Genomic DNA, 23,762 nt, shown 5'->3' on the forward strand with positions numbered 1-23,762 from the left:
TGAGCGTCACCTTCCCCTCTCCTCGCCCTCCCTCAGGCGGACGAGGACATGTTCTCCGCATCTGCGCCGGCCCTGCTGCTGGCAACGACCAGCCTCACGCCGGCGTTTTCAAGCATCGCGGCATGCCTGTCCTCGATGCCCGAATCCGTAATCACCGTGGCGATCCGCTTCAGCCCGCACAGGATGAGGCTCGAGCGCTTGTGAAATTTCGACGAGTCGACCAGCACGACCAACTCGTCCGCCTGGTCGATGAGTTTCTGCTCGGCCTGGATCAGAAGCGGATCCGCCTCCATCAGGCCGAGCGGGCCCAGCCCCTGCGCGCCCATGAACATGCGGCGCGCATAGAAATTGCGCGTCACGTCGTTGTCGAAGGGGCTCAGGATGATGTTCTGCTCGCGGTAGATCGTGCCGCCCGACAGCATCACCGTGTTCTTGGAGTGCTTCAAAAGGTGCTCGGCGATCGGGAAGGAGTTGGTGAAAACCTGCATCCGGCGATTGCTTAAGAAATGCACCATCTGGAAAGTGGTGGTTCCGCCGTTGATGATGATCGGCTCGCCATCCTCGCAGAGCGCCACCGCCTCCTTGGCGATCGCCTGCTTCTCGCGGGCATGCAGCCCCTCGTTGACCTTGAACGGCCGGCCGGCAAGCCCGACGAATTGCGGCGGGTTGATCGCCTCGGCACCGCCGCGCACGCGGCGCAGCTTCTTCTGCACATGGAGAGCCGCAATATCGCGCCGGATCGTCGCCTCGGAACTGTCGGTCAGATCGACCAGTTCCTGGACGGTGACGACGGGTTTTTCCTGAACCGCCGACTGAATGATCCGGTGTCTTTCTTTCTCGTGCATCCGCTCCTCCGATGACGTTCATGCTTCCATCACGATCGACCATTGTCAATCACAAACAATCATATTTTTTCATTGTGCAGCGCAGTATGCGCGAACTTGATCGTTTTTGATTGACTTTAACGCTCAAGTCCTGTGATCTGATGCCAACCATATCTTTGCGCGGCCGCCAAGCCGCGCGGCATCAGACCGGGAGGAATTCGAGATGCTCGACAAGCAGCAGGGCGCGCGACTTGCAAACCTTTGGGACGAGGCAAAGGCTGCCGGCATGAGCGAATCCGAGCGCCTGCTCTATCGCTCGAACCTGCTCGGCTCCGACAAGCGCATCACCAATTACGGCGGCGGCAACACCTCGGCCAAGGTGATGGAGAAGGACCCGCTTGGCGGCGGCACGGTCGAGGTTCTCTGGGTCAAGGGGTCCGGCGGCGACGTCGGCACGATCAAGCTCGACGGCTTCGCCACCCTCTATATGGACAAGCTCAACGCGCTGAAGTCGATCTATCGCGGCGTCGCGTTCGAAGACGAGATGGTCGGCTACCTGCCGCATTGCACCTTCAACCTCAACCCGCGTGCAGCCTCGATCGACACGCCGCTGCATGCCTATGTGCCGAAGAAGCATGTCGACCACATGCACCCCGACGCGATCATCGCGATTGCCGCGGCCAAGAACAGCCGCGAGCTGACGGCGAAGATCTTCGGCGACGATATCGGCTGGCTGCCGTGGAAGCGCCCGGGCTACGAACTCGGGCTGTGGCTCGAAAAATTCTGCCTAGAAAACCCTGATGCCCGAGGCGTCGTGCTCGAAAGCCACGGTCTCTTCACCTGGGGCGACACGGCGAAAGTGGCTTACGAGACGACCGTCGAGATCATCAACAAGGCCATCGCCTGGTTCGAGGCCGAGAACACCAAACCCGCCTTCGGCGGCGCGGTGAAGCCGACGCTCGACGCTGCCGCCCGCGCCGACGTCGCTCGCAAGCTGATGCCGGTCATCCGCGGTCTGATCAGCGCTGACGAGAAGAAGGTCGGGCATTTCGACGACAGCCAGGCGGTGCTCGATTTTGTCACATCGCGTGACCTTAAGCCGCTCGCAGCCCTTGGGACGAGCTGCCCCGACCACTTTCTGCGCACCAAGATTCGGCCTCTGGTGATCGATTTCGACCCGGCCAATCCCGATGTCGACAGGACGCTCGCTGCCCTTCCCGAAGCAATCGCCGCCTATCGTGCCGACTACGCGGCCTATTACGAGCGCTGCAAGCACGCCGACAGCCCTGCCATGCGCGACCCGAACGCGGTCGTCTATCTGGTGCCCGGCGTCGGTATGATCACCTTTGCCAAGGACAAGGCGACCGCCCGCATCTCCGGCGAGTTCTATGTCAACGCCATCAACGTCATGCGTGGCGCCTCGGGCGTGTCGACCTATGTCGGGCTGCCGGAACAGGAAGCCTTCGACATCGAATACTGGCTGCTTGAGGAAGCAAAGCTGCAGCGCATGCCGAAACCGAAGAGCCTGGCCGGCCGCATCGCGCTCGTCACCGGCGGCGCCGGCGGTATCGGCAAGGCGACGGCCAACCGGTTGATGCAGGAAGGTGCCTGCGTGGTGCTTGCCGATATCGACGAGACCGCGCTTGCGGCTGCCGAAGCTGAACTTTCGGCCCGCTACGGCAAGGACTTCGTGCGCTCGATCAGCATGAACGTCACCAGCGAAGCAGCGGTCGAAAACGGTTTCGCCGATGCGCTGCTCGCCTTCGGCGGCCTCGACATTCTCGTGTCGAATGCCGGCCTTGCCTCGTCGGCCGCGATCGAGGACACAACGCTCGCGCTCTGGACCAAGAACATCGACATCCTGACGACCGGCTATTTCCTCGTCTCGCGCGAGGCCTTCCGCATCTTCCGGCAACAGAAGGCCGGCGGCAACGTCGTCTTCGTCGCCTCCAAGAACGGTCTGGCCGCCTCTCCCGGCGCATCTGCCTATTGCACCGCCAAGGCGGCCGAGATCCACCTCGCCCGCTGCCTGGCGCTCGAAGGGGCTGGCGCGCAGATCCGCGTCAACGTCGTGAACCCCGACGCGGTGTTGCGCGGCTCGAAGATCTGGACTGGCGAGTGGAAGGAACAGCGCGCCGCCGCCTACAAGATGGATGTGGACGATCTGGAAGCGCATTATCGCGAGCGTTCGATGCTGAAGCTCAGCGTCTTCCCCGAGGATATCGCCGAGGCGATCTACTTCCTTGCCTCCGACATGTCGGCGAAATCGACCGGCAACATCATCAATGTCGACGCGGGCAACGCCCAGTCCTTCACCCGCTGATCGAGGAGATTTTCATGACGACGACCATGATCAGTCAGGCGACCGTCGAGGCCGAGAACGAAAGCCGGCTCACCGCACTTCGCCGGGATTATGAGAGCCTCGGCGAAAGGCTCAGCCGGCGCGGCATCGCGATCGACGAGATCAAGCGGAAGGTCGCCGCCTACGGTGTTGCCGTCCCTTCCTGGGGTGTCGGCACCGGCGGCACGCGCTTTGCCCGCTTCCCCGGCAAGGGCGAACCACGCAACATCTTCGACAAGCTCGAAGATTGCGCAATCATCCAGCAATTGACCCGGGCGACGCCGACCGTCTCGCTGCATATCCCCTGGGACAAGGTGAGCGACATTTCCGAACTAAAAGAGAAGGGCACGTCGCTCGGCCTCGGTTTCGATGCGATGAACTCCAACACCTTCTCAGACGCGCCGGGCCAGGAACATTCCTACAAGTTCGGTTCGCTATCGCATGTCGATGCCGCCACCCGCGCTCAAGCGGTCGAACACAATCTCGAATGCATCGAGATCGGCCGGCAGCTCGGATCGAAAGCGCTGACGGTGTGGGTCGGCGACGGTTCCAACTTCCCCGGCCAGAGCAATTTCACCCGCGCCTTCGAGCGTTATCTCGACGCGATGAAATCGGTCTATGCGGCGCTGCCGGAGGATTGGCGAGTCTTTACCGAACACAAGATGTTCGAGCCGGCCTTCTATTCGACCGTTGTCCAGGACTGGGGCACCAACTACCTGATCGCGCAGGAGCTCGGGCCCAAGGCCTTCTGCCTCGTCGACCTCGGCCACCATGCGCCGAACGTCAATATCGAGATGATCGTTGCCCGCCTCATCCAGTTCGGCAAGCTCGGCGGCTTCCACTTCAACGATTCGAAATATGGTGACGACGATCTCGATACCGGCTCGATCGATCCCTACCGGCTGTTCCTTGTCTTCAACGAACTGGTGGATGCGGAAACCCGCAGGGCCAAAGGATTCCAGCCGGCGCATATGCTCGACCAGAGCCACAATGTCACCGACCCGATCGAGAGCCTGATGACGAGCGCAACCGAGGTCTGCCGCGCCTATGCCCAGGCGCTGATTGTCGACCGCCAGGCGCTCGCAGGCTACCAGGACGACAACGACGCGCTGATGGCGACCGAGACGCTGAAGGTAGCCTTCCGCACCGACGTCGAGCCTATTCTCGCGATGGCGCGGCTGGAAAGCGGTGGCGCGGTAGCGCCGGTCGCGACCTACCGCAAGAGTGGCTACCGCGCCAAGGTGGCAACCGAGCGTCCGGCCGTTGCCGGCGGCGGCGGCGGGATCGTCTGAAACCTGGTCCGCCGCGCCGCACTCCCATCCCGGGATTCGGCGCTGCAGCTGGCATCTAACGGCTCAAAAAAATCGCTGTGCGATGAAATTGCCCCCTATCTGATTTCAATTCCTGATCTATCTTTCCCTTGGAGATTCAACGGAAAGGGACCCGTTCATGGGCATTGAAAGCATTCTCGTCTTCCTCATCGTCGGCGCGGTCGCCGGCTGGCTCGCCGGCCTCATCGTCAAGGGTGGCGGATTCGGCCTCGTCGGCAACATGGTCGTCGGCATCATCGGCGCCTTCATCGCCGGCTTCCTGTTCCCGGCGATCGGTATCAGCCTTGGAACCGGCATTCTCTCGGCGATCCTGCACGCTACGATCGGCGCCGTCATTCTGCTGGTGCTCATCCGCATCGTCAAACAGGCCTGACCCATACCGTCAGCGGCAGCATCCTTCGCGCTTGGGACATCCCCGGGCCGTTCCATCTGGACGCGCGAAGGGGGCTGTAGCACTGTGATCTGCTGGACGGGTCACCGGGACCGGAAACGCACATTGCCAGACGGAGGCGAGCATGGACGCGCTTTACACCGACAAGATCGAAACGGCGCTCAAGTCTTTCATCGCGGATCATCCGGGTATGCAGACACGGGACCAGGCGATCGTCGCAATCCTCGAGAACTGGTTCACCAGCCACGGCTACCTGCCGCCGCAGCAAGAGGGCCTGCGTCCGGAAGACCTTGACGCCTCCAATGACGACTGAGAGATTTGCGCGCCGGCGCCGCGTGCCATCCCGGTCTGCGCGCCGGGGTTGATCACCATCGCCTTTCAAATAACGTGAACTGTTCGCCATGAGCCTGACCTCCGTCAAAGACTTTTTCTCCCAGAACGCCCCCGACATCGACGTCATCGAGCTTCAGCAGAGCACCGCCACGGTTGCGCTTGCGGCCGAGGGCCATGGCGTCGAGCCGGCGCAGATCGCCAAGACGCTGGCACTTCGGGTCGGAGACGACGTGATCCTGATCGTCACGCGCGGCGACGCTCGCCTCGACAACAAGAAGTACAAGGCCCGCTTCGGCACCAAGGCCCGTATGCTCGGTTTCGACGAGGTGGAAGCGGAGACCGGGCATCCGGTTGGCGGCGTCTGCCCCTTTGGGCTTGCCAAGCCGCACAGCATCTATTGCGACCTGTCGCTGAAGGCCTACGACATCGTCGTGCCGGCCGCCGGCGCTACCAATGCGGCCGTGCACATCAGCCCCGCCCGCATCGCCGAGCTGACCGGCGCCGAGTGGATCGACGTATCGGAAGCGTAGTTTGCCGTTGCGGATACGGGGCATGCCTTGGAATGGCCACAAAGCTTAACTGAAACCGCAAGCGCGCGCCGGCAGTGATTTGCCGGGTTGGTCCTTTCCGTTCCCAGGAGTCCGTCAAGCATGAAGCTACTCGCGTACCCGCTCGTCTTCGCCGCCACATTTTCCCCGGCGCTGGCGATGGATCAGTCCCTGGTGCGCCAGTTCGAGAAGCTTGATCCCCAGACCCGCCTGGAGCAGCGCTGCGACACCGAAGCGATGGAGCGCATCAACGCCGACAAGTCGTCCTTCAAGCCGGACAAGGTGATCGCCTATACCTTCGCCGAACCGGTCGTGAAGGAAGACAAGATGAAGGCGCCGGGCGCGGTGTTCCGCAGCAAGGGGGAATGGTACAAGCTGAAGTTCAAGTGCCGCACCGATGCGGAACACCTGGATGTCCTGTCTTTCGAGTACAAGATCGGCGAGCTCGTGCCGCACGAGAGCTGGGACGAGTTCTACCTCTACCCCTGACGAGCGTCGAAGGACGCGGTGGCCTTGAGGGCGAAGAGCCCTAGAGGATGGCGACGAGAAAGAGCAGCGAGCAGAACGACAGCGCGGCCATGATGCTCATCAGCATCTTCATCATGTGCTCTGCCATATCGTACACCCTTACATCAGCTCTATCGGAATGGACGAACGCGACGGCGTATCCCGTCCGGCAGCTCCAATCCGTCGGACAAGGAGCGGCGTGAGCCTGATCCGAGATTGCGCCCGCATGGTTAACAAAGCGTTAACCGCGTTCGACCGGCGCCGAGAGGGGCCGACATCACCTATCCAAGACAAGGCTCACACAAGATCGACGCGGAATAACGAATGTGCAGGGATAGGTTCCCTGCATGCGCGGTATCCCTGCGCCTTGCATGCAGCGCCAGGGCCTGGTGGTGCGGGCAACGGCAACGTCCGAAGAGACGGGAAACCGCACGAGAAAAGCACCATGGAGAGGCGCGTGAGCCAGGTTAAGCTGAGCATTTGCATTCCAACCTACAATCGCGCAGCCTTTCTCGAGAAGGCGCTCGCCTACTTCGTCGACCTTTACCAATTCTCCTATAAGTACGAGATCATCATCTCCGACAACGCGTCTACGGACGACACGCGCGACGTGGCCGAGCGCTTCATCGCCAAGGGCCTGCCGATCCGCTACCTCAGGCAGGCGGAGAACTACGGTTCGGGCGCCAACGTCGTCAGCGCCTTCAGCCGCGCGACCGGCGAATATGTGCTCTATCTCGCCGACGACGACATCCTGATCAACGAAGGCATGCGCGAGGCGATCCGCTACCTGGATCTCAATCCGGAAGTCACCGCCTGCTACGCGCCCTGGTACACACATGACGAAGTCGAGGAGCGCGATGATCCGCCGTTCTACATCGTCGACAAGGACACGAAGTTCAAGAAGCGCGCCTCCGAGGAAGTGTTCGACTTTCTCTGCGAGCGACACGTGTTTCCGGAAATCGGCATCTACCGGGCGTCGGCGCTACGGTCGGCCTGGGTGCCCAGGAACTTCGCCTACTGGGCCTTCGCCTATCTCGCCCATTTTCTGGAGCAGGGCGCCGTCGCCTTCCTGAGAAAGCCGTTCTACCGACAGGTCACCCGTTCGAAGATTGCCCGCGACCGGCCGCAAGCTGGCCATGCCGACGTGCTCACCGCCTGGGACAGCTACCGCGGCGGCCTTGAATATTTCCTCTATTCCGGTGCCAAGCGCGGCGCCGTGCGGCTAACACCGGAGCGCCGGGCCTATCTCGATGCGCAGGTGAGGGATTTCACCATGCTGCGAATGACGGTCGCCCTGCGCATGTGGCTCGCGAAGAAGGACTACATCCGCGCCTATGAGCTTTATACCCGCCTGATGCTCGGCGGCTTCGAACATCATCCCGAACTGCAGCGGTCAAAGGGCGTTTTGCCGCTCATGGTCGCCCTGCAGACGGTGATGTGGCACACGAACGCGGTCGCCGAGATCGATCGTCTGGTGCTGCACGGGGTCGAAGACCATGGTGCGATCGAAGAGCTGTTGCGCGACCTTGGCCTGCGCTCCCATATCGCCGTCGTTCCCGGTACAACGCAACTCACGCCGGACGAAATTGCCCGCACCGCCGTCTTCGTCACGGTCGACAGCGATCGCAAGCACTATCTTCGTAAAGGGCACCTGCCGAACCTGGTGGTCAGCGAAAGCGACATCCTCAACCACGTTCTGCTTTAAAATGTAAAAGGGCGCCGCTGGCGCCCTCGTTTGTTTCGCAGGTTATGCCGGGTAGCGCGACGGGCAAAAAGGCCGCTTGGCCACGCACGCCCCACGGATACCGCACTACTTGCGCATGATGCCCTTGTAATAGGCGCCGTTGCGCGGCGGCGGGCGGTTCACGACCTTGGCCTCAGGGTTGTACTTCTCGCTCTTGTGGCCTTCGTTGATGGGCGTTGTCGATACGCCCTTATAGTAGCTTCCGCCGGCAAATGCCGGAGCAACGCCGCCCACGGCGACCGTCGCAGTCACCAAAGCTGCCAGAGAGAGTGTCGCAAGTTTACGCATGTCTAATCCTCGTTGACCCGGCCACGCCCCCGTTTTTTCCGGATGTCGCGGCCTAAATTGTGCGGCGACGAACTGCGCCGCTCAGGTCCTCCCGGGCGCCAGAATAGGCAGAAGCTGCGACACGCCTGTAACGCAGGTGACAGCCGAAGGGTCTCGCCTGCGCTAAGCTCCGGGGTCAGTCAAAGCCAGGGTCCGGAAAAAGGACGGCCAATCCCCTCCAAATCGACCGTTGTGACTTTTCTCAGCGGAAAAGCTGCAGGATGTTCTGAGCGTCGGAGTTGGCGATCTGCAATGCCTGAATGCCGAGCTGCTCCTGCGACTGCAAGGCCTTCAGCCGCGTCGATGTCTCGTTCATGTCGGCATCCACCAGGCGCCCGACCCCCTTGTCGATCGTTGCAATCAGCGTTTGCGCGAAACTCGACTGCATGTCGATGCGGGACAACAGCGAACCGAGTGCTGCGGCACCGTCGATGGTCCGCTGCATGACGATTTCTATGTACTGCAGATAGGAATCGATCGATTGCGGGTTTGCGGCGATATCGACGTCAAGGAAGTTTCTGCGGGCGATCGGCTCGATGTTCACCTCGATATTGGTGAAGCCGATACCGGTCCCGGCGCCGGATTTCCGATCGAAGGCCGGATCGGATTTTATCAGGATGCCACCTGAGCCGTTGTTCTGGATGATGGTGTTGGGCCGGTTGATGAGCGACTGAAGCACCGTCACCATCTCGTCGACCGTTTCGATCTTGCCGGTATCCTTGCCAAGCAGCGCGTTCACCTGATTGCGGTCGAAGGAATGGGTGCTGGGAGCTTCGCCGTTCACCGAAAAATTGAAGGACACGACGACGTCCTTGTAGACCTCGAACTGCTCGAACGTCAGTGTTATCTCCGATCCGCGCTCGCCGAAATCCGAGTTTTCAACGAGACCCGCTCCGCCACCGCTCGACGTGTTCACGACCAGATTGGCGACCTCGACATAGGAGCCGTCGAGGGCGGAATTCTGCTGTGTCATAAAGCCGATCTGATTGATGATGGGGGCGTAAGGTTCGTAGGGGTGTCTGTAGGTCTTGACCGTGGCGCCGGTCCCGGCCTGCTTGACCGCATGGTCGAGCACCGCTGCATACTGCGTGTAGTCCGAAATCACGCCGTTGGCGGCGGCTCCGAGCACCGTATCGACGGTCGTGCGGTCGACGGTGACCGGCGTCGTCTTTCCGGGGTGTAGCGGCAGCGACAGGCCTTGAAAGCTGCTGTCCTTGTCGACGATGACGTCAAACGTGATCTTGTCGCTCGCGTTCGAAAAGCTGAGCGGCCCTGTGAAGTGGAACACGAATTCACCGGCCTGGCCGATCCGATTGTTGTAGTTGCTGTTGGTCGTATACCCGTCGACGTCGACCGACGTCACGAAACGGATCCCGCCGAGGGTCTTCAGATCGCGCATGTCGGCCTGCAGAATACCGCCGCCGGTGCTGTTGAAGAGCGAGGAGTCCCGCAAGAAGAAGTCGGCCGTGTTCAGCGATACGGCGCCTTTGGGGTTCCTCGAAAAGGAGGACACGACGGAGGTTCGGTTCAGGTCGCTGTCGTAGATGTCGGATACATTGGTTCTCAGCCAGTTCTGTCCGCTGAAGCTCGCCGAATTGACGATGCTCAAGATCTGCTGCTTGAGCTGGTCGAGTTCCTTCTGGAGCTTGCCCTTGTCGACACCGGGCTCCCTCGCCGTCACCAGCTTGGCCTTGAACTCGCTGAGAATGCCGGCGACCGCATCCATCCCCGCATAGGCGGTTTCCACCTTCGCCGCCCCAAGCCCGAGGGCATCATGGACGGCGGACACCGCCTTGCTGTCAGAGCGCATCGTCGTCGAGATCGACCAGTAGGCGGCGTTGTCGGCAGCCGTCTGGATTCTCAGCCCGGAGTTCAGTTGCCCGCGGACCTGAGCCGTGTCGGAATTGATCGTTCGCAGAGTCTGGAGCGCAGAAATCGCCCCGGCGTTCGTGAGAATGCTGGCCATTTTAGTGACATCTTAAAATTGAAAAATGCCCGTCATGGGCCGCTGTGATTGTGGCGATACAACCAAATAGATGGTTAACACGGGCTTAAGAAAGTGAGCTCAACCGGCCTCATGTAACAAATATTGCGTAAGTCAGACCTGACATTGGCAGAAGTTGCGCTGATAGAGGCGCTGCCGCAGGTCAGGCGCGCTCGGCCGCAAGCGGCGCCGGCTGGGTTACCGGGAACGATGCTTTCAACGCGTCGAAGTGTTTTTCCATCAGATGCCAGGATATGGTCGCGACGATGACGGTGATCGTGCTCATGACGACGAACGTCATCGGCCCTGCCCTGTAGAGCGCCGGCCACTGCTCCGCGACCAGCCACCAGAGCGCCATATGGTACACATAGGTCGCGTAGCTGACCCGGCTGAGGAAGCGCGTGACGGGATTTGCCAGCAGATAGGCCGACACGCCCCTATAGCCGATATAGGAGCTCAGGACGATCGACGACAGCGCATAGATGCTGAGCAACTTGTAGGTCTCCGAGTGGCCGAACTCGGAACCGACGAGAAGGGGCGAGGCGATGATCGCGATCGACGCGAGGTTGTTGAGCTTGCTCGTCAGGACCGCCCGCACGTCGACATTGTCTTTCACCAGCGCCAGAAGCGTTCCTGCCGCCACCGGGTCGAACGCAAGAACGATGTTCGACCAGGCGAGAAGGCCGAGCTCGTCGCTATAGGTCCGGGCAATCACCGACATCGCGAAGATGATGCAATAGGCCACGAAAATATGCCGCCTGCTCAGGAAGATGATGATGAGCGGCGCGGTCAGGTAGAACTGTTCGACGATGTTAAGGCTCCAGAGATGCGCGGCAACCCAGGGCTCCCAGTCCTGGGTAATGGCGAAATACAGGCTCGACATCTGGAACGTGTGCCACGCAAGGCTGTTGCGTATGCCGTCCATATTGAACAATGCGGCCACGAACAGCATCAGGAAGAGCGCCGGAAGCAGGCGAAGCGAGCGGCGAATGTAGAAGTTGGTGACGTTGATCGTTGCCTGGGTGTCTTTTGCCGAAAGCAGGATCACCCCGATCAGGAAGCCGCTGATGATGAAGAAGAGTGAAACTCGAACAGATTCAAGTGTGGGATGCTCGTTCCAGTAATGAACGTACAATACCCCCGTCATGGCGATCACGCGAAGCCCGTCAATTTGCTCCCGCCTGTCGCCGCGCGCTCCCGTCGCAGCCATTCCTTTATCCCCGTAGGATATATTACTTAAATTATTTCTACTTAAGAATATCCTTGGAGAGTACGCCGCTTCCGCGCACTTGTGAAGAGGAGCGATGTTCTTGACCGATCGGAGACGATACCTCTCCCGCCGACCCGGAAACGGAAAGGCCACGGGGTGCGGAAACGCCCGTGGCCCTTGCTAACGTTTCGAAGCCAACTTCAGGCTTCCTTGAAGACCTCGTCGCGGTTTCGCCGCATCGACGGCGAGATGGCGATCACGAGCGCCATGACAGCAACCGCCAACAGGATTGCCGACAGCGGCGATTGCAGGAAGGTCAGCGGGCTGCCGCCCGAGATGATCAGCGACTGGCGCAGCTTCTCCTCGAGCAAGCGGCCGAGCACGAAACCGAGCGCCAGCGGCGCCGGCTCGAATTCGAGCTTGTAGAGAGCGTAGCCGATGATCCCGAACAGGGCGGCCATCATCACCTGGGCCGCATCGTTGGCGATCGAATAGAGGCCGATGCAGCAGAAACAGACGATGGCCGGAAAGAGCAGGCGATAGGGCACGCGCAGCAGCTTCACCCAAAGTCCGATCAGCGGCAGGTTGATGATGACCAGCATGAGGTTGCCGATCCACATCGACGCGATGAGCCCCCAGAACAGTTCCGGATTGCGCTCGATCACCTGCGGCCCCGGCACGATGCCCTGGATCATCATCGCCCCCACCATCAGCGCCATGACCGCATTCGGCGGCAGGCCGAGGGTGAGAAGCGGGATGAAGGAGGTCTGCGCGCCGGCATTGTTGGCGCTTTCCGGACCGGCGACGGCCGCCGGAGCGCCGTGGCCAAAGTCCTCAGGTCGCTTCGCCAGGCGCTTCTCCACCGCATAGCTGGCAAAGGGGCCAAGGATCGCGCCGTTGCCCGGCAGGACGCCGAGCACCGAGCCTAGGAAGGTGCCGCGGAGGATCGCCGGGAAATTATCCTTGAGTTCCTTCAGCGTCGGCCACAGGCGGCCGATGCGGCTGCGCACGACATCGCGGGCTTCCGGGTCGGCGAGGTTCTTGAAGATCTCGCCGAAGCCGAAGATGCCCATGGCCAGCACGACGAATTCGATGCCGTCCTGGAGCATTTCGAGGCCGAAGGTCATACGCTCGCGGCCCGTCTCCATATCCGCACCGACGCAGGAAAGCAGCACGCCGACCAGGATCATCGACACCGCCTTCAGAAGCGAGCCGTGCGCCAGCACCACCGCAAAAACGAGGCCCATGATCATCAGCGAGAAATACTCGGTCGGGCCGAAGAGAAGTCCCAAACGCGTCATCGGCACGCCGAGTGCTGCAATCACGATGGTGGCGACGGTGCCGGCAAAGAAGGAACCGATCGCCGCAAGCCCGAGCGCCAGGCCCGCCTGGCCCTTCTGGGCCATCTTGTGGCCGTCGATGGCGGTGACGACCGCGGTTGCTTCACCCGGGATGTTGACGAGGATCGCCGTGGTCGAGCCGCCGTACTGGGCACCGTAATAGATGCCGGCGAGCATGATCAGCGAGCCCGTCGGATCGAGCGAGAGCGTGACCGGCAAGAGGATCGCGATGGTGGCGACCGGGCCGACGCCCGGCAAGACGCCAACCAGCGTGCCGATGAGACAGCCGAGAAAACAGAGCGCGATGTTTTGCAGGGTGAAGGCCACGGTCATGCCGAGGCCGAGATTGATGAAGACGTCCAGCATCTCAGTATCCTAGAAGCCAGGGCGCGACGGGAACCGAAAGCCCGAGCGCATAGCGAAAGAGGCCGATGCAGAAAGCTGTAAGCACGGCGGCAAAGATGAGAAGTTCGCCAAGGCGCGCGTCGCGCGCGGCAAGGCCGGAAGCGACAACCGCCAGCGGACAGGCGATCGACAGGCCGAGACCGGGAATGGTGACCGGACCGAGATGATAGCCGCGCACCGTGACGGCGAAGAGAACGACGCCGAGGATGACGGGGATCGTCTCACGGATCGCCCAGCGTCCGGTCGATTGCCCCGGATCCTTTCGGCTCAGCACCAGCTGCAGGATCCCGAGCCCCAGGATGACGACGGAGAGCAGACGCGGCATCAGCCCGGAGCCGACGCCGTCCGAGGTCATGAAGGGCAGATCGGAGCCGGCCCACAGGCCGAGCCCGCCGAGGCCGACCAGCACGATGCCGGCCAGCCTCTCCCGGCCGAGCCCTCCCGCAGAGGGCTCGGTTTCAGTGTTCGTCGACGTGGCCTGCATCTTACTCGACCTTGATGTCGGCCGCTTTCACCACGTCGCCCCAGCGCGTGCGCTCCTTGGCCATGAAATCGGCAAAGGCCTGGGGGCCCATGGAGGACGGCACGGCGCCGTCGTTCTTCAGCTTGTCGAGCACGTCGGCATCGCTCAGCGTCTCGGTGGTCGCCGCTTCGAGCTTCGACTTCACCTCCGCCGGCATGCCCTTCGGCCCGACGAGGCCATACCAGGCAGACGCGGTGTAGCCCGGAACGCCGGCTTCGATTGCGGTCGGGACATCCGGCAGGCTGGCGAAGCGCTTTTCGCCAGTCACGGCGAGCGCTTTCAGCGTGCCGCTCTCGATCAGTCCGATCGCCGAGGGAATGGTGGTGACCATGAAGTCGATATGGCCGCCGACGAGATCGTTCACCGCCGGGCCTGCGCCCTTGTAGGGGACGTGCCGGACCTTGATGCCGGCCGTCTGGCCGAGCAGCAGCGCGCCGAGATGGCTGGCCGAGGCATTGCCGGCCGAACCATAGACCAGTTCCCCGGACTTTGCCGCCTCGACGAGCTCGCCGAGCGTGTTAACCTTGAGGGACGGTCCGACCACGACGACGAGGGATGCGTCCGCAATCATCGCGATCGGATCGAGGTCCGTACCCGGATCGGCCTTCAGCTTGAAGATATGCGGGTTGACCACCATCGGGCCCTGATTGCCGATCAGCAGGGTGTAACCATCGGGATCTGCCGCAGCGGCGACTTCAGTCCCGAGGTTGGCCGCGGCACCCGGCCGGTTTTCGACGATAACGCGACCGCCGAGCGCCTTTTCAAGCCGCGCGGCAAAGACGCGGGCAATGGCGTCCGTACCGCCGCCGGCGGCATAGGAAACCACCAGCGTGATCGGCTTGGACGGATAGGCGTCCTGAGCTACCACAGGTGCTGCGACCGACATGGTCATGGCGACCCCGCACAGGGCGAGGGCGACGCGACGGGTAAATTTCATGGGCATTTTGTTCTCCTCCCAGTTCGTTAATGCATTCGCGACACGTTGCTCGGCAAGACCCTAAGCGTCTTTGCGAACAAGAGCCGCACCTTCAAACAGCCGACGTGTGGTGCGCATCACAGACACTGTCGGGCTATTGTCTCCTATGGCCTTCTCAACCCTGACCCGCAGTTCGCCGGTCGGGTGCTCGAAGGCGAGCGTCGCCGGCAGCGAAAGCTCCGGAAAGCGACGGCCGACGAGGCCGGTCGGGATCGTTGCCGCCAGACCGAGGCTCACGGCACCGGTCGTTGCAAGCGCGGTATGGCAATTGGCAGGCGTGAAATAGCGCACGGCCAGATCGCCGCCGTTCACGGGCGCCCCGATCAGCACCGGCTTCGGCAGAACAGACTGGCTGACATCCCCCATTCCCATCAGCCTTCCGGCCTCCCGCCGGATTTCTTCGAGCCGCGCCATGAATCCCGTATCGGCGTCGAACGCCGCGGCCGGCTCCGAACCGCTATAGCCCATGTCCTCGGCACTGATGATCGCGACCGGCGTGGCGCCATCGAGCAGCGTCACTTCGAGACCGAGAATGGTATCGGTCGCCTTGCCGCTCGGTAGCAGCCGGCCGGTCTTGGCGCCGATCGCATCGCGAAACGCCAGATAGACGGGGGCGGCCTTGCCCGGCACGCCGTCGATCGCGGCCTCCCCCTGATAGGCGATGGCGCCGCCGGGGGTCTTAATGCGGGCGTCGATGATCTTGCCGGTGTTGACGTTGTGAACCTTGATGACCGTTTCGTCGCCGGTCGGCAGAACCAGACCCGCCTCGATGGCGAAGGGGCCGACAGCCGAGAGCATGTTGCCGCAGTTCGGCGCCGTATCGACGCTGCGCTCCAGCACCTTCACCTGGGCGAAGAGATAATCGACGTCGGCTTCCGGGCGGCTCGACGGACCGACGATCGCGACCTTGCTCGTCAGCGAATTGCCGCCGCCGAGGCCGTCGATCTGCAGCGGATGGCCCGACCCCATGATCTCGATCAGCAGGCGGTCACGCTCGGCGGGATCAGCCGGAAGATCGCGAGACAGAAAAAACGGCCCCTTCGACGTTCCGCCGCGCATCATCACGCAGGGTATCCTGATCAAGTCATCCATTCCGCATGCTCCTTCGAACCGGCCGCAACCGGCTGATCGGAGGGATCTCACGGATCAAATCTGTTGTGAAATGCAAAGAATGGCGTAATTATTCCGCTATGCGCAATAATTTTGAATTCCTCGACCTCAAGGCTTTCCTCGCCGTTCTTGACCTCGGATCGTTCAACGAAGCCGCCCGCCAGCTCAATCTTTCACAACCTGCGCTTTCACGGCGGATCAAGGGCTTCGAGCAATCTGTCGGGGCGCAATTGATCGAGCGCACGACCCGGCATGTGGCACCGACACAGGTCGGGCGCGAGCTTCTGCCGCTGGTCCGGCGTCTGGTCGACGAATTCGAGGAATCGATCCTCTCGATCAGCGATCTCGGCGGGCGACACCGCGCCCAGGTGACCATCGCCTCGGTCCCGACCGCGGCCTTCTATTTTCTTCCTAGAGTTGTACAGTCCTTCAACGACAAATTCCCGGGCATCCGCTTCCGCATCCTCGACCTGTCGGCCAATGAGGGGCTCGACGCTGTTGCCAATGGCGAGGTGGAATTCGGCATCAACATAACAGGGGCAGCGCGCGCCGATCTCAGCTTCACGCCGCTCGTCGACGACCCCTTCGTGCTTGCCTGTCGCCGCGACCATCCGCTGGCGACCTCGAAGCAGCTGACCTGGGCGGATCTGACCGGCCACCCGCTGATCGGTGTCAGCAAGACCAGCGGCAACCGCGCCGTGCTCGACCGGGCGCTGGCAACGGCACAGGTGCAGCTCAACTGGTTCTACGAGGTCAACCACCTCTCCACCTCGCTCGGCCTCGTCGAGGCAGGTCTCGGCATCTCGGTGATGCCGCGCCTGGCGACCCCCCAGGTCGAACACCCTGTTATCGCCACCGTGCCGCTGACCGCCCCCACCGTCAGCCGCACCATCGGCCTCGTCGAACGCCGCGGCGGACGACTATCGCCGGCCGCGATCAGGTTTCGCGAGATGCTGGTGCAGGAGTGGACGACGTATTGAGGGGTGGAGGCGACTGCGTCACAAAGCTGCGCACATGCGGGACGTTGCGCTTATCTTACTTTGGATACCAAACATTCCAGGGAAAGAATGGTGCCCGGAGGCGGATTTGAACCACCGACACGCGGATTTTCAATCCGCTTTGCAGCGTTGAAAACAAATAGAAAAATGTCGATTGTGTTGCATTATGTTGCACTTCCGAGAAGCACAGCCTGAGCGGCTGCCAGTTCATCCGCGAACGTGTCCACTGGGAACAAGTGACCATAGGTGTCTGCCGTGATGCTCACCGTTGCGTGTCCCATCCGGTCCTGAACGACCTTCAACGGGAGACCGAGACCACCATCCTCCTTTCGGTTGATGAGCCAAGAAGCGAAGAAGTGGCGCGCGCTGTGCAATCCGGAATACTTCGCATCCATTATGGGGTTTCCGTCGTCATCTTCTTCGCCAGTGTCGGTCGACACTCCAGCCTTGATCTGAACTGGCATCCAGCCGCGGCGGCGCATGTTTGCCAAGCCCTCGATCGATCCGGCGCCAGTCGGGAAACACAAATTCAGATCGCCTTTTGGGCAGACTTTCTTCCAGCCGGTCAGCGCCTCGGTAACCACCGGAGGAATCGGCACAGATCTCTCGCCAGCCTCCGACTTGGGCTGGCCGATCTCATTGAAGCGGTCGGCTCGTTGCCTGACGTGAATTATGCCCTTCTTGAGATCGACATCGCGCCATGTCAGGCCGCGCAGTTCGGACGCACGCAGCCCAGCGAAGATCGCGGTTAGGAAGAGTGGTCGCCAGCGCCCCTCGAGCGCGCCGACAATAGCGCGGATCTCTGCAGGGGTTGGTATGTCAACCCCGACGCGTAGTTTGCCCTTCTGGCGCTTCTCGACTCGTCTATCCACTCCCCGCTGACGTGTCTTCGATTTCTCCCTGACGACGTTGCGGGCCACGTGGCCGCGTTCCTGAGCGTCGGCGAGTAGCGAGCCAAGGCTGACCAGAACCTTTCGCACCATCGCAGGCGACCTGCCTTCCGACCGCAGCTTGTCTTCAAAAGACCGAACTGCCGCAACGTTCAACTTGCTGAGCTTGGTTGCACCCAGAAACGGCTTGATGTGAATTTCGACATGCTGTCGATACTGATCTGCAGTCGATCGCTCCAGCCCACGAGCATCGGCCGTGGCCAGCCAGAGTTCGCCGGCCTTGCCCACAGTCACGCTCTCCGACTCGGCTACGTGAACCCCGGCACGCACTTCGCCACGCGCCGTTAACAGAAAGTCGTCTGCCAGCTTGCGAGTTTTGAACTGTTTGAAACGACGCTTCCCCTCGCCGTCTCGGTATTCTGCGAGCCAGGCGTGAGCGCCAGAGGGAAGGGTTCGTTTTCTGATTGTTGCCATTACGCACCACTACCCGACACGCGGACATGCTGCAACATATTTCCAACCACTTCCACCCATTGACAAAAATGTAAATCGGACCTTTATTCATGGTGTCGACGTTGTGGTGGCGTCGAAGCGCGGGGTGGTGCCCGCATCGAGGTAAGGCTGCTCGGACGTAAGCCCTTATCCATCAGGACGCAGCTAAAGCTGCCTAGCCTGCCGAGCAGGTGGCGCCTCAGGCGTCGAGAAACTTTCAACCCGGTCATGGCGACCGGCACACCGAACCCTCTCGATTTCAACATGATTAGAACGACGCCAGGACTCTATCCCGCGCCGTAGAGGAGACACCATGATTCCAGCCAATGACAATGTATCCGCTGATATCCTGAAGGGCGCCGAGGAGATCGCCGCATTTCTTGGAGAGGATAGCCGCGCAATTTACTACGCCCTTTCAAAGGGCCGCCTGCCGCACTTCCGGGTCGGCCAGAACATCCGCGCCCGCAAGTCGACGCTGCTGGCGTGGATCGCCGAGCAGGAGCAATCGGCGAGGGCAAGCGCATGAGCGGCCCCATCCTTTCAAACTCCCTTGCCGTTGCGGCAGAGACGATCAGGGCTACCGTTGCAGAGGCCGAGGCTGCCGCACGAACGTCCGTGGATAAGTCGATAGAGGCGGGCCACGCACTCGTTTCCGCGAAAGCGCTGTGCAAGCACGGTCAATGGCTGCCATTCCTTGAGCGTGCCGGTATCCACGAACGGCAAGCCCGTCGTCTAATGCAGCTTGCGGAGGCGGGACTGAAATCGGACACGGTGTCCGATTTGGGCGGCATCAAAGCCGCGCTCGAGTTCATCTCGAAACGTAAGCGAAGCACATTCCTGTTTGATGCAGTCGAGTTTAAGGGCTGGGCAGGCATTCTGAACCCAGATGGCACCCATAACCCAGCAGTTGCTGACACGGTAGACCGTGATGTCCTCCATCGGGATATGGCACGTCTAACAGAAACAATGCGCTTGATGCAGGAAATGCACGACATGTTCGACGACCCAGAGACATTCGAGCGAGCCGTCTAGGCCACATCACCAATCATAAACTGCCATCACCCTACCGGCCATTGCCGGTTGGGTCGCGCCTTTGTGCGCCTTGACCCAGGAGACACTAATGAAAGTCTTGTATGCTCACCCCACCGGAGAGACCGGCCAGAGGGGTTGCGTGGCGTTCATCGATATCCAGATGAACGCCGATATTCGCATGTACGGCTTGAGGTTGGTTCGCCAGCCTGATGGGCGCTTTACTATCTATGCTCCCCAATTCGGCAGGCGCCAGGCAGCTACCTTTAGCAAGCCCCTCGCCGAGCGCCTCACCGAGCTTGCCGTCGAAGCGCTGGAGGCCGCCAATGAGCGGTAAAGCCAAGCAGGGAAGTCTGGAAAGTAAGTTCAAGCTGATGCAGCTTGTGCCCTTCGACAAGCGGATGAAGCGGAAGCACATCCTTGTCTATGGCTTCATTCTCGATTGGTTCCATTCAAAGTATGGCGACGCCCTCGCCAGTTCACGGCACGTGCTTGCCGAACTCAAGGAGCGCGACCCGTTCGGCCAGGGCCTCTATATGGGCGACGTCCACAGCGCACTCACCGAGCTTGTTGCGTGGGGCTATCTCTCCCAAGAAAAAGGTGCTGGCAGAAGAGCCAGCCGCTACGTCCCGGTGTGGTCAATTTTCGATAGCGTTCAGAAATCTCCGAACGCTACGGAAGACGAAATTAGCGTTCGGGAGCCTCCGAACAGTAGCGTTCGGGAAACCCAGAACGCTACAGGCGATAGCGTTCAGAAATCTCCGAACAAAGACCCATCTACCCCGATCCGGTCACAAGACCCGGAGACGGGGAAAGATGGACATGATTGCGCCGCGCCTGTGGCGCCGCCTGTGGCCCCGCTGGAGCGGGCCAAGGCGGAGACGGCGCAAGGAGGGTTTGAAGAGCTATGGAAAACGTACTTCCCCAAGCGCGGCCAGGGCGACAAGAAAAAGGCACGCGCAGCATATGAAAAGCTGGCTCCTGATGCAGGCCTGCATGCCGAGCTCGTTGAATCTGCTTCAGCTTGGTTTGAGGCGTGGGCTGCACAGGGCAAGCCAGACGCACCCCGCAAGCATCTCGATACGTGGCTGACCGATGAGCACTATGAATGTGATCCGCCGACGTCCTTCAAGCCGAAAGAGCGGAAAGCCAAGACCCCCACGCCAGAGACGGTCGACAAGCCACGTTGGCCGCGGGTGGTCGATATCATCATGGCCGATGTTGAAGACGACAGCGTCAGGTCAAAGCTTAAGTTGTTGTTCTGCGAGCGGGGCGAGCCGAAGACGTGGGAGCACGAGATTATCCTTCAGCACCCTAACATGGATATCCAACAAGGCGGCCAGGCTGAGTTCGGCAAGTTGTGCAGGGCTCTTGGACTGATCAACGTCACCGAATCCAGCGAACTTGAGAACCACGCCATAGAGATCATGCCGGGGAAGAAAGGCGCGCTGGAATATTATCCCGCGCCGGCAAACGACAACATGGAGATAGCAGCATGATGGACGCGACCGAAATCTACCACGCCACCAAAGATGCTTTCATCGACGCTCACCGCGAGATCAGCCACCCGCTTGTAATACCTCTGTCGCCGTTTCGTGCCGAGCGCATGCTGGCTGATGGTGATACCGATCCTGCCCACGTGACCGGGATCAGGTTCGATTCTGTGAAAGGGGAATGGCTCTTCGTCTGTCTCGTCTCGGATGGCACTGGCAGCATCTACGTTACCGAGGAAGATTCCTTGGAGGGAGAGCTTCCACCGATCGCCTCCAGTAATTGACGCTCGCACCAACGATTTCAGGAGAGCCGATTGACCAACGCCGAACAATTCCCTGAGCGGCCGTTGCGCGGCCGTCGCCTGACTTGGGCAGAGTTCTATCGAGAGCGCCCAGATCTAATGCCGGTCGCTAACGATAATCATAATCAGCCAGCCCGCCGAGAAAGCTCTTCGGCTGTTCTTTCTGGCGAATAAGCGCACCAAGGCCGAACAATCCCCCAATCGCCGCGGCAGAAGGCTGCTCGTTGAGCGGGGTGTAGTGTCCGTTGCGCAGGTCGGTCTCGACATGGAAGCGGTCATAACTTGTTTTCGCGAGGAAATGCGCGTGCAACTCCCTCGCGCCAAGGCCGTAGGCAGTGACGAGCTTGTCCTGGGCGTGTTCCATCATGCGACGGCGCAGGTCGTCAGTCTGCCCGATATAGATCGGCGAACAGCTACCGTCCGCCAGCCTCTTCACCATCACGTAGACGGACGGGATGGGCGGGAAGTCTGCAAACATCGAATAAACGTTCGTGACCCACCACGCGCCAGACCGTCCTTGCCAGTCATGGTGTTGCGGCGGCTGGCGCTGCGGGAGGGAACCCGAAAGAAGTCCGAAAATGCCAGTGCTCATTTCAAACGCTCCGTCGTGAGAATCGCCTCCACAATCCGAGCTTACCAGAACATTAGCGGAACTCAATAGTGGGCCATTTCGCGAAAATCATACCAGATATTGATTACCTCGCGAATTTTGCGCGCTGGATCACATAATGAACTATTTGTCAATAGGCATATTGACAAATTTGTAAAGCCGTCATAATTTCAACCTGCAATCCCCCCCACACAGGCCGCCGACACGAGTCGGCAACGACTTCCTCTTTTGAAAGGCTGCTCCCTTTTGAAGAAAATCACCCTGTCGAAAAATCCGCTTAAGCACATCCCCGCGAACGACAACCACGTTGACCCGAAGGACGTACCAGCCGCCGATAGACGACATTGGCTCGGCGACATTGAGCGTGGTGCCGGATTCCCGGCGATGGAGCGGCACCCATACCGTCGGGACACAAAGTTCCTTCGCGGTGCCAGCGGCCAACTAGTGCGCGATGAAGACGGATATCCTGTTCCGTTGGCATTTCAGTCCATCGTCATTAAACCGCGCGCGATCGCCTGGGCAGACGCGCATCTGTTCGACACTGGCGAAAGCGACGGGCCGGAGAGCGCACGCATCACACTGGCTCGCAAGGCCGCTGACGAGCGCCTCAAGGAAATGCCTCACCGATACCGCCTCTCAGTGATGGCCAACATTGCGGCGAAGGACGAAAGCCCGAAGCTGCTTGAAGACGCTCGCCCACTGCTGGCTACACCGGAGGAGCGCAAGTGGGCCGGCGAAGGCATGCCGGTGGAGGCTGAGTTTCGAACTGGTCGCATCAAAGAAACACTCCGCACCACTGCCGCTGATTTCGTTGACGTCTATGAGACCGCAAACATTGACCGCACGGAGATAAGCGACCGTCGCCTTGATGCCAGGTCCGCAGCAGCCTTCCTTCGTTACCGCCTCATGCATCTCTGGCGCCCCGCTGTCGACGCGCTGGTGTTCGGGAAGACCATGGCGGCCATCGGCCGAGACTATGGGGGCAACAAGGAAGACAGCGCCAAGCTTGGTCGACAGAAAGTCATCGACGCGTTGCTGCTGGCTAAGGAGTGCTTCGACGATATGCGCGACATGAAGGCTCGCGAGCGGGTCGCCGACAACGACAACGCGCCAATGGTCAACCCGCACGTCTCCACGCTGGGTCGAAAATCTGCTGGCCTTCCGATCCACTTCCACGTGGCCGCCAACGACAACCGAAGGGCCATCAAGAATGTTGCATAAGGGGGGGTGGGGGTCGCCCAGCCCAAATGTGATATAATGGTTGTATGATTTTGAATTGGCGTCCTTCGGGGCGCCTTTTTCTTTTCGACGGCAGGACCAAGGGTCGCGCTATCGAAAGCCGGGTCGAGCAGGATCCGGCACCCCATTTTGCTGAGTTCGGATGTAAAACCAGCAAAGACAGATCCGGTCCCGCTCCATGTGACCGGACCTTGAGGGCCAGAGCGCGCATCAACTCGCGCTCTGGCCCTTTCTTTTTTGGCCATCACAATCGTCAAATTCCAAAGGATAAAGAATGAGCACCACGAAAAAGGTGGTCGACGCCCTGGTGACGCATGCCGGATTCGATCCGCCGCGTTGCCGTGCTGTCGCTCGAAAACTGACCGATGCGGGCATCCTGCCCATGGGCGCCCCCGGCAAGGCTCCTGAACTTGAAGTCTGGCACTTCGTCGACCTTCTGATCGGTGTTTCCCTGGACGTGCCGCTTAGGGCCGTGCCGGAAACGGTGTCGGCGTATCGAAAGCTGGCGCCAGGTGGCGCCGACCTTTCCGGGGCTCCAGAACACTTAAATCGGTCGGCCGGGGACTTCCTGGACATCACGGCGGAAATGGCAGCCAACGGCACGCCCGATGCGCAGCGCGACGTTTCTGCATCGATGATCGAGGTGGTGAGCACTTGGCCAGAAATCGTCATCCGCGAGGCTTGTGCAACGCTTCGCTTCCAGCCCGTCGGAACCTTACCCGATCATTGGCAGGAAACAAAACAACGGCGCGCGGTCACCATCAACGGCGGCGCATTTGTTCGCGCGATCCGCGCAGCTTTCAAAGGAGAATGAC

The 23,762-nt window shown here is 60.9% G+C and carries 25 protein-coding genes and 1 pseudogene; 15 read left to right on the forward strand and 11 right to left on the reverse strand.

What is annotated here, in order from left to right; all coding sequences use genetic code 11:
- Positions 1-32: 32 nt before the first annotated feature.
- Positions 33-845, reverse strand: a complete 813-nt coding sequence (locus XB14_RS15015; RefSeq protein ID WP_065774466.1) for a DeoR/GlpR family DNA-binding transcription regulator — start codon at positions 843-845, stop codon at positions 33-35.
- A gap of 202 nt (positions 846-1,047) precedes the next feature.
- Between XB14_RS15015 and XB14_RS15020 the strand changes: the two genes are divergently transcribed.
- From XB14_RS15020 to XB14_RS15050, 7 genes are all read left to right on the forward strand, one after another.
- On the forward strand, positions 1,048-3,147 hold the full coding sequence (locus XB14_RS15020; RefSeq protein WP_077962391.1) for a bifunctional rhamnulose-1-phosphate aldolase/short-chain dehydrogenase: 2,100 nt from the start codon (positions 1,048-1,050) through the stop codon (positions 3,145-3,147).
- Between the two features lie 14 nt (positions 3,148-3,161).
- Positions 3,162-4,457, forward strand: a complete 1,296-nt coding sequence (gene rhaI / locus XB14_RS15025; protein WP_077962392.1) for an L-rhamnose catabolism isomerase — start codon at positions 3,162-3,164, stop codon at positions 4,455-4,457.
- 157 nt (positions 4,458-4,614) lie between these two features.
- A complete protein-coding gene (locus tag XB14_RS15030; protein ID WP_077962393.1) occupies positions 4,615-4,869 on the forward strand; it encodes a GlsB/YeaQ/YmgE family stress response membrane protein in 255 nt (84 codons plus the stop codon).
- Between the two features lie 142 nt (positions 4,870-5,011).
- A complete protein-coding gene (locus XB14_RS15035) occupies positions 5,012-5,200 on the forward strand; it encodes a hypothetical protein (protein ID WP_077962394.1) in 189 nt (62 codons plus the stop codon).
- A gap of 88 nt (positions 5,201-5,288) precedes the next feature.
- Positions 5,289-5,750, forward strand: coding sequence for a YbaK/EbsC family protein (locus XB14_RS15040; protein ID WP_077962395.1), 462 nt, complete (start codon positions 5,289-5,291; stop codon positions 5,748-5,750).
- Between the two features lie 120 nt (positions 5,751-5,870).
- Positions 5,871-6,257: a DUF930 domain-containing protein gene (locus tag XB14_RS15045; RefSeq protein ID WP_043613096.1), complete on the forward strand. Its 387-nt coding sequence runs from the start codon at positions 5,871-5,873 to the stop codon at positions 6,255-6,257.
- Positions 6,258-6,732: 475 nt separating this feature from the next.
- On the forward strand, positions 6,733-7,980 hold the full coding sequence (locus tag XB14_RS15050) for a glycosyltransferase family 2 protein (RefSeq protein ID WP_077962932.1): 1,248 nt from the start codon (positions 6,733-6,735) through the stop codon (positions 7,978-7,980).
- A 105-nt stretch (positions 7,981-8,085) separates the two neighbouring features.
- On the opposite strand, the gene XB14_RS15055 is transcribed toward XB14_RS15050, so the two are convergent.
- The 8 genes and pseudogenes from XB14_RS15055 to XB14_RS15085 form a co-directional block, all read right to left on the reverse strand.
- Positions 8,086-8,307, reverse strand: a complete 222-nt coding sequence (locus tag XB14_RS15055; RefSeq protein ID WP_034796981.1) for a hypothetical protein — start codon at positions 8,305-8,307, stop codon at positions 8,086-8,088.
- 241 nt (positions 8,308-8,548) lie between these two features.
- Entirely contained in the window at positions 8,549-9,745 is a 1,197-nt protein-coding gene (locus XB14_RS15060) for a flagellin (RefSeq protein ID WP_419178597.1), read from the reverse strand.
- A 171-nt stretch (positions 9,746-9,916) separates the two neighbouring features.
- Positions 9,917-10,312, reverse strand: a pseudogene (locus tag XB14_RS33935) (hypothetical protein); the annotation flags it as partial.
- Between the two features lie 181 nt (positions 10,313-10,493).
- On the reverse strand, positions 10,494-11,540 hold the full coding sequence (locus XB14_RS15065; RefSeq protein WP_077962397.1) for an acyltransferase family protein: 1,047 nt from the start codon (positions 11,538-11,540) through the stop codon (positions 10,494-10,496).
- Between the two features lie 200 nt (positions 11,541-11,740).
- Complete coding sequence (locus XB14_RS15070) at positions 11,741-13,246, reverse strand: tripartite tricarboxylate transporter permease (protein ID WP_077962398.1); 1,506 nt, start codon at positions 13,244-13,246, stop codon at positions 11,741-11,743.
- Between the two features lies 1 nt (position 13,247).
- Positions 13,248-13,769 carry a tripartite tricarboxylate transporter TctB family protein gene (locus XB14_RS15075; protein WP_077962399.1) on the reverse strand — a complete coding sequence of 174 codons (522 nt, stop codon included), beginning with the start codon at positions 13,767-13,769 and terminating at the stop codon, positions 13,248-13,250.
- Between the two features lies 1 nt (position 13,770).
- The gene (locus tag XB14_RS15080; protein ID WP_234804048.1) at positions 13,771-14,751 is read right to left on the reverse strand and encodes a Bug family tripartite tricarboxylate transporter substrate binding protein; all 981 of its coding nucleotides are present in this window, start codon (positions 14,749-14,751) and stop codon (positions 13,771-13,773) included.
- A 54-nt stretch (positions 14,752-14,805) separates the two neighbouring features.
- A complete protein-coding gene (locus tag XB14_RS15085) occupies positions 14,806-15,876 on the reverse strand; it encodes a 4-oxalomesaconate tautomerase (RefSeq protein ID WP_077962400.1) in 1,071 nt (356 codons plus the stop codon).
- Positions 15,877-15,974: 98 nt separating this feature from the next.
- Between XB14_RS15085 and XB14_RS15090 the strand changes: the two genes are divergently transcribed.
- Complete coding sequence (locus tag XB14_RS15090) at positions 15,975-16,874, forward strand: LysR family transcriptional regulator (RefSeq protein WP_077962401.1); 900 nt, start codon at positions 15,975-15,977, stop codon at positions 16,872-16,874.
- Positions 16,875-17,056: 182 nt separating this feature from the next.
- On the opposite strand, the gene XB14_RS15095 is transcribed toward XB14_RS15090, so the two are convergent.
- A complete protein-coding gene (locus XB14_RS15095) occupies positions 17,057-18,256 on the reverse strand; it encodes a tyrosine-type recombinase/integrase (RefSeq protein WP_077962402.1) in 1,200 nt (399 codons plus the stop codon).
- Positions 18,257-18,587: 331 nt separating this feature from the next.
- Between XB14_RS15095 and XB14_RS15100 the strand changes: the two genes are divergently transcribed.
- The 5 genes from XB14_RS15100 (at position 18,588) to XB14_RS15120 (ending at position 21,080) form a co-directional block, all read left to right on the forward strand.
- Positions 18,588-18,800 (forward strand): helix-turn-helix domain-containing protein, encoded by a 213-nt coding sequence (locus XB14_RS15100; protein WP_077962403.1) that lies wholly within the window; start codon positions 18,588-18,590, stop codon positions 18,798-18,800.
- Complete coding sequence (locus XB14_RS15105; RefSeq protein WP_077962404.1) at positions 18,797-19,306, forward strand: DUF3102 domain-containing protein; 510 nt, start codon at positions 18,797-18,799, stop codon at positions 19,304-19,306. The genes XB14_RS15100 and XB14_RS15105 overlap by 4 nt, the downstream gene beginning before the upstream one ends.
- Before the next feature lie 88 nt (positions 19,307-19,394).
- Positions 19,395-19,640, forward strand: coding sequence for a hypothetical protein (locus tag XB14_RS15110; protein WP_077962405.1), 246 nt, complete (start codon positions 19,395-19,397; stop codon positions 19,638-19,640).
- Positions 19,630-20,802: a hypothetical protein gene (locus XB14_RS15115; RefSeq protein WP_077962406.1), complete on the forward strand. Its 1,173-nt coding sequence runs from the start codon at positions 19,630-19,632 to the stop codon at positions 20,800-20,802. The genes XB14_RS15110 and XB14_RS15115 overlap by 11 nt, the downstream gene beginning before the upstream one ends.
- A complete protein-coding gene (locus XB14_RS15120; RefSeq protein WP_077962407.1) occupies positions 20,799-21,080 on the forward strand; it encodes a hypothetical protein in 282 nt (93 codons plus the stop codon). Before XB14_RS15115 ends, XB14_RS15120 begins: the two co-directional genes overlap by 4 nt.
- A gap of 127 nt (positions 21,081-21,207) precedes the next feature.
- Here the strand turns inward: XB14_RS15120 and XB14_RS15125 are convergent, their stop codons facing one another.
- Positions 21,208-21,690, reverse strand: a complete 483-nt coding sequence (locus XB14_RS15125) for a hypothetical protein (RefSeq protein WP_077962408.1) — start codon at positions 21,688-21,690, stop codon at positions 21,208-21,210.
- A 264-nt stretch (positions 21,691-21,954) separates the two neighbouring features.
- Between XB14_RS15125 and XB14_RS15130 the strand changes: the two genes are divergently transcribed.
- Both XB14_RS15130 and XB14_RS15135 read left to right on the forward strand, forming a co-directional pair.
- Complete coding sequence (locus XB14_RS15130) at positions 21,955-22,929, forward strand: hypothetical protein (protein WP_077962409.1); 975 nt, start codon at positions 21,955-21,957, stop codon at positions 22,927-22,929.
- 292 nt (positions 22,930-23,221) lie between these two features.
- Positions 23,222-23,761: a hypothetical protein gene (locus XB14_RS15135; RefSeq protein WP_077962410.1), complete on the forward strand. Its 540-nt coding sequence runs from the start codon at positions 23,222-23,224 to the stop codon at positions 23,759-23,761.
- The last annotated feature ends 1 nt before the right edge of the window (position 23,762 follow it).

The organism is Ensifer adhaerens (assembly GCF_002007205.1).
Classification (GTDB): Bacteria; Pseudomonadota; Alphaproteobacteria; order Rhizobiales; family Rhizobiaceae; genus Ensifer; species Ensifer adhaerens_D.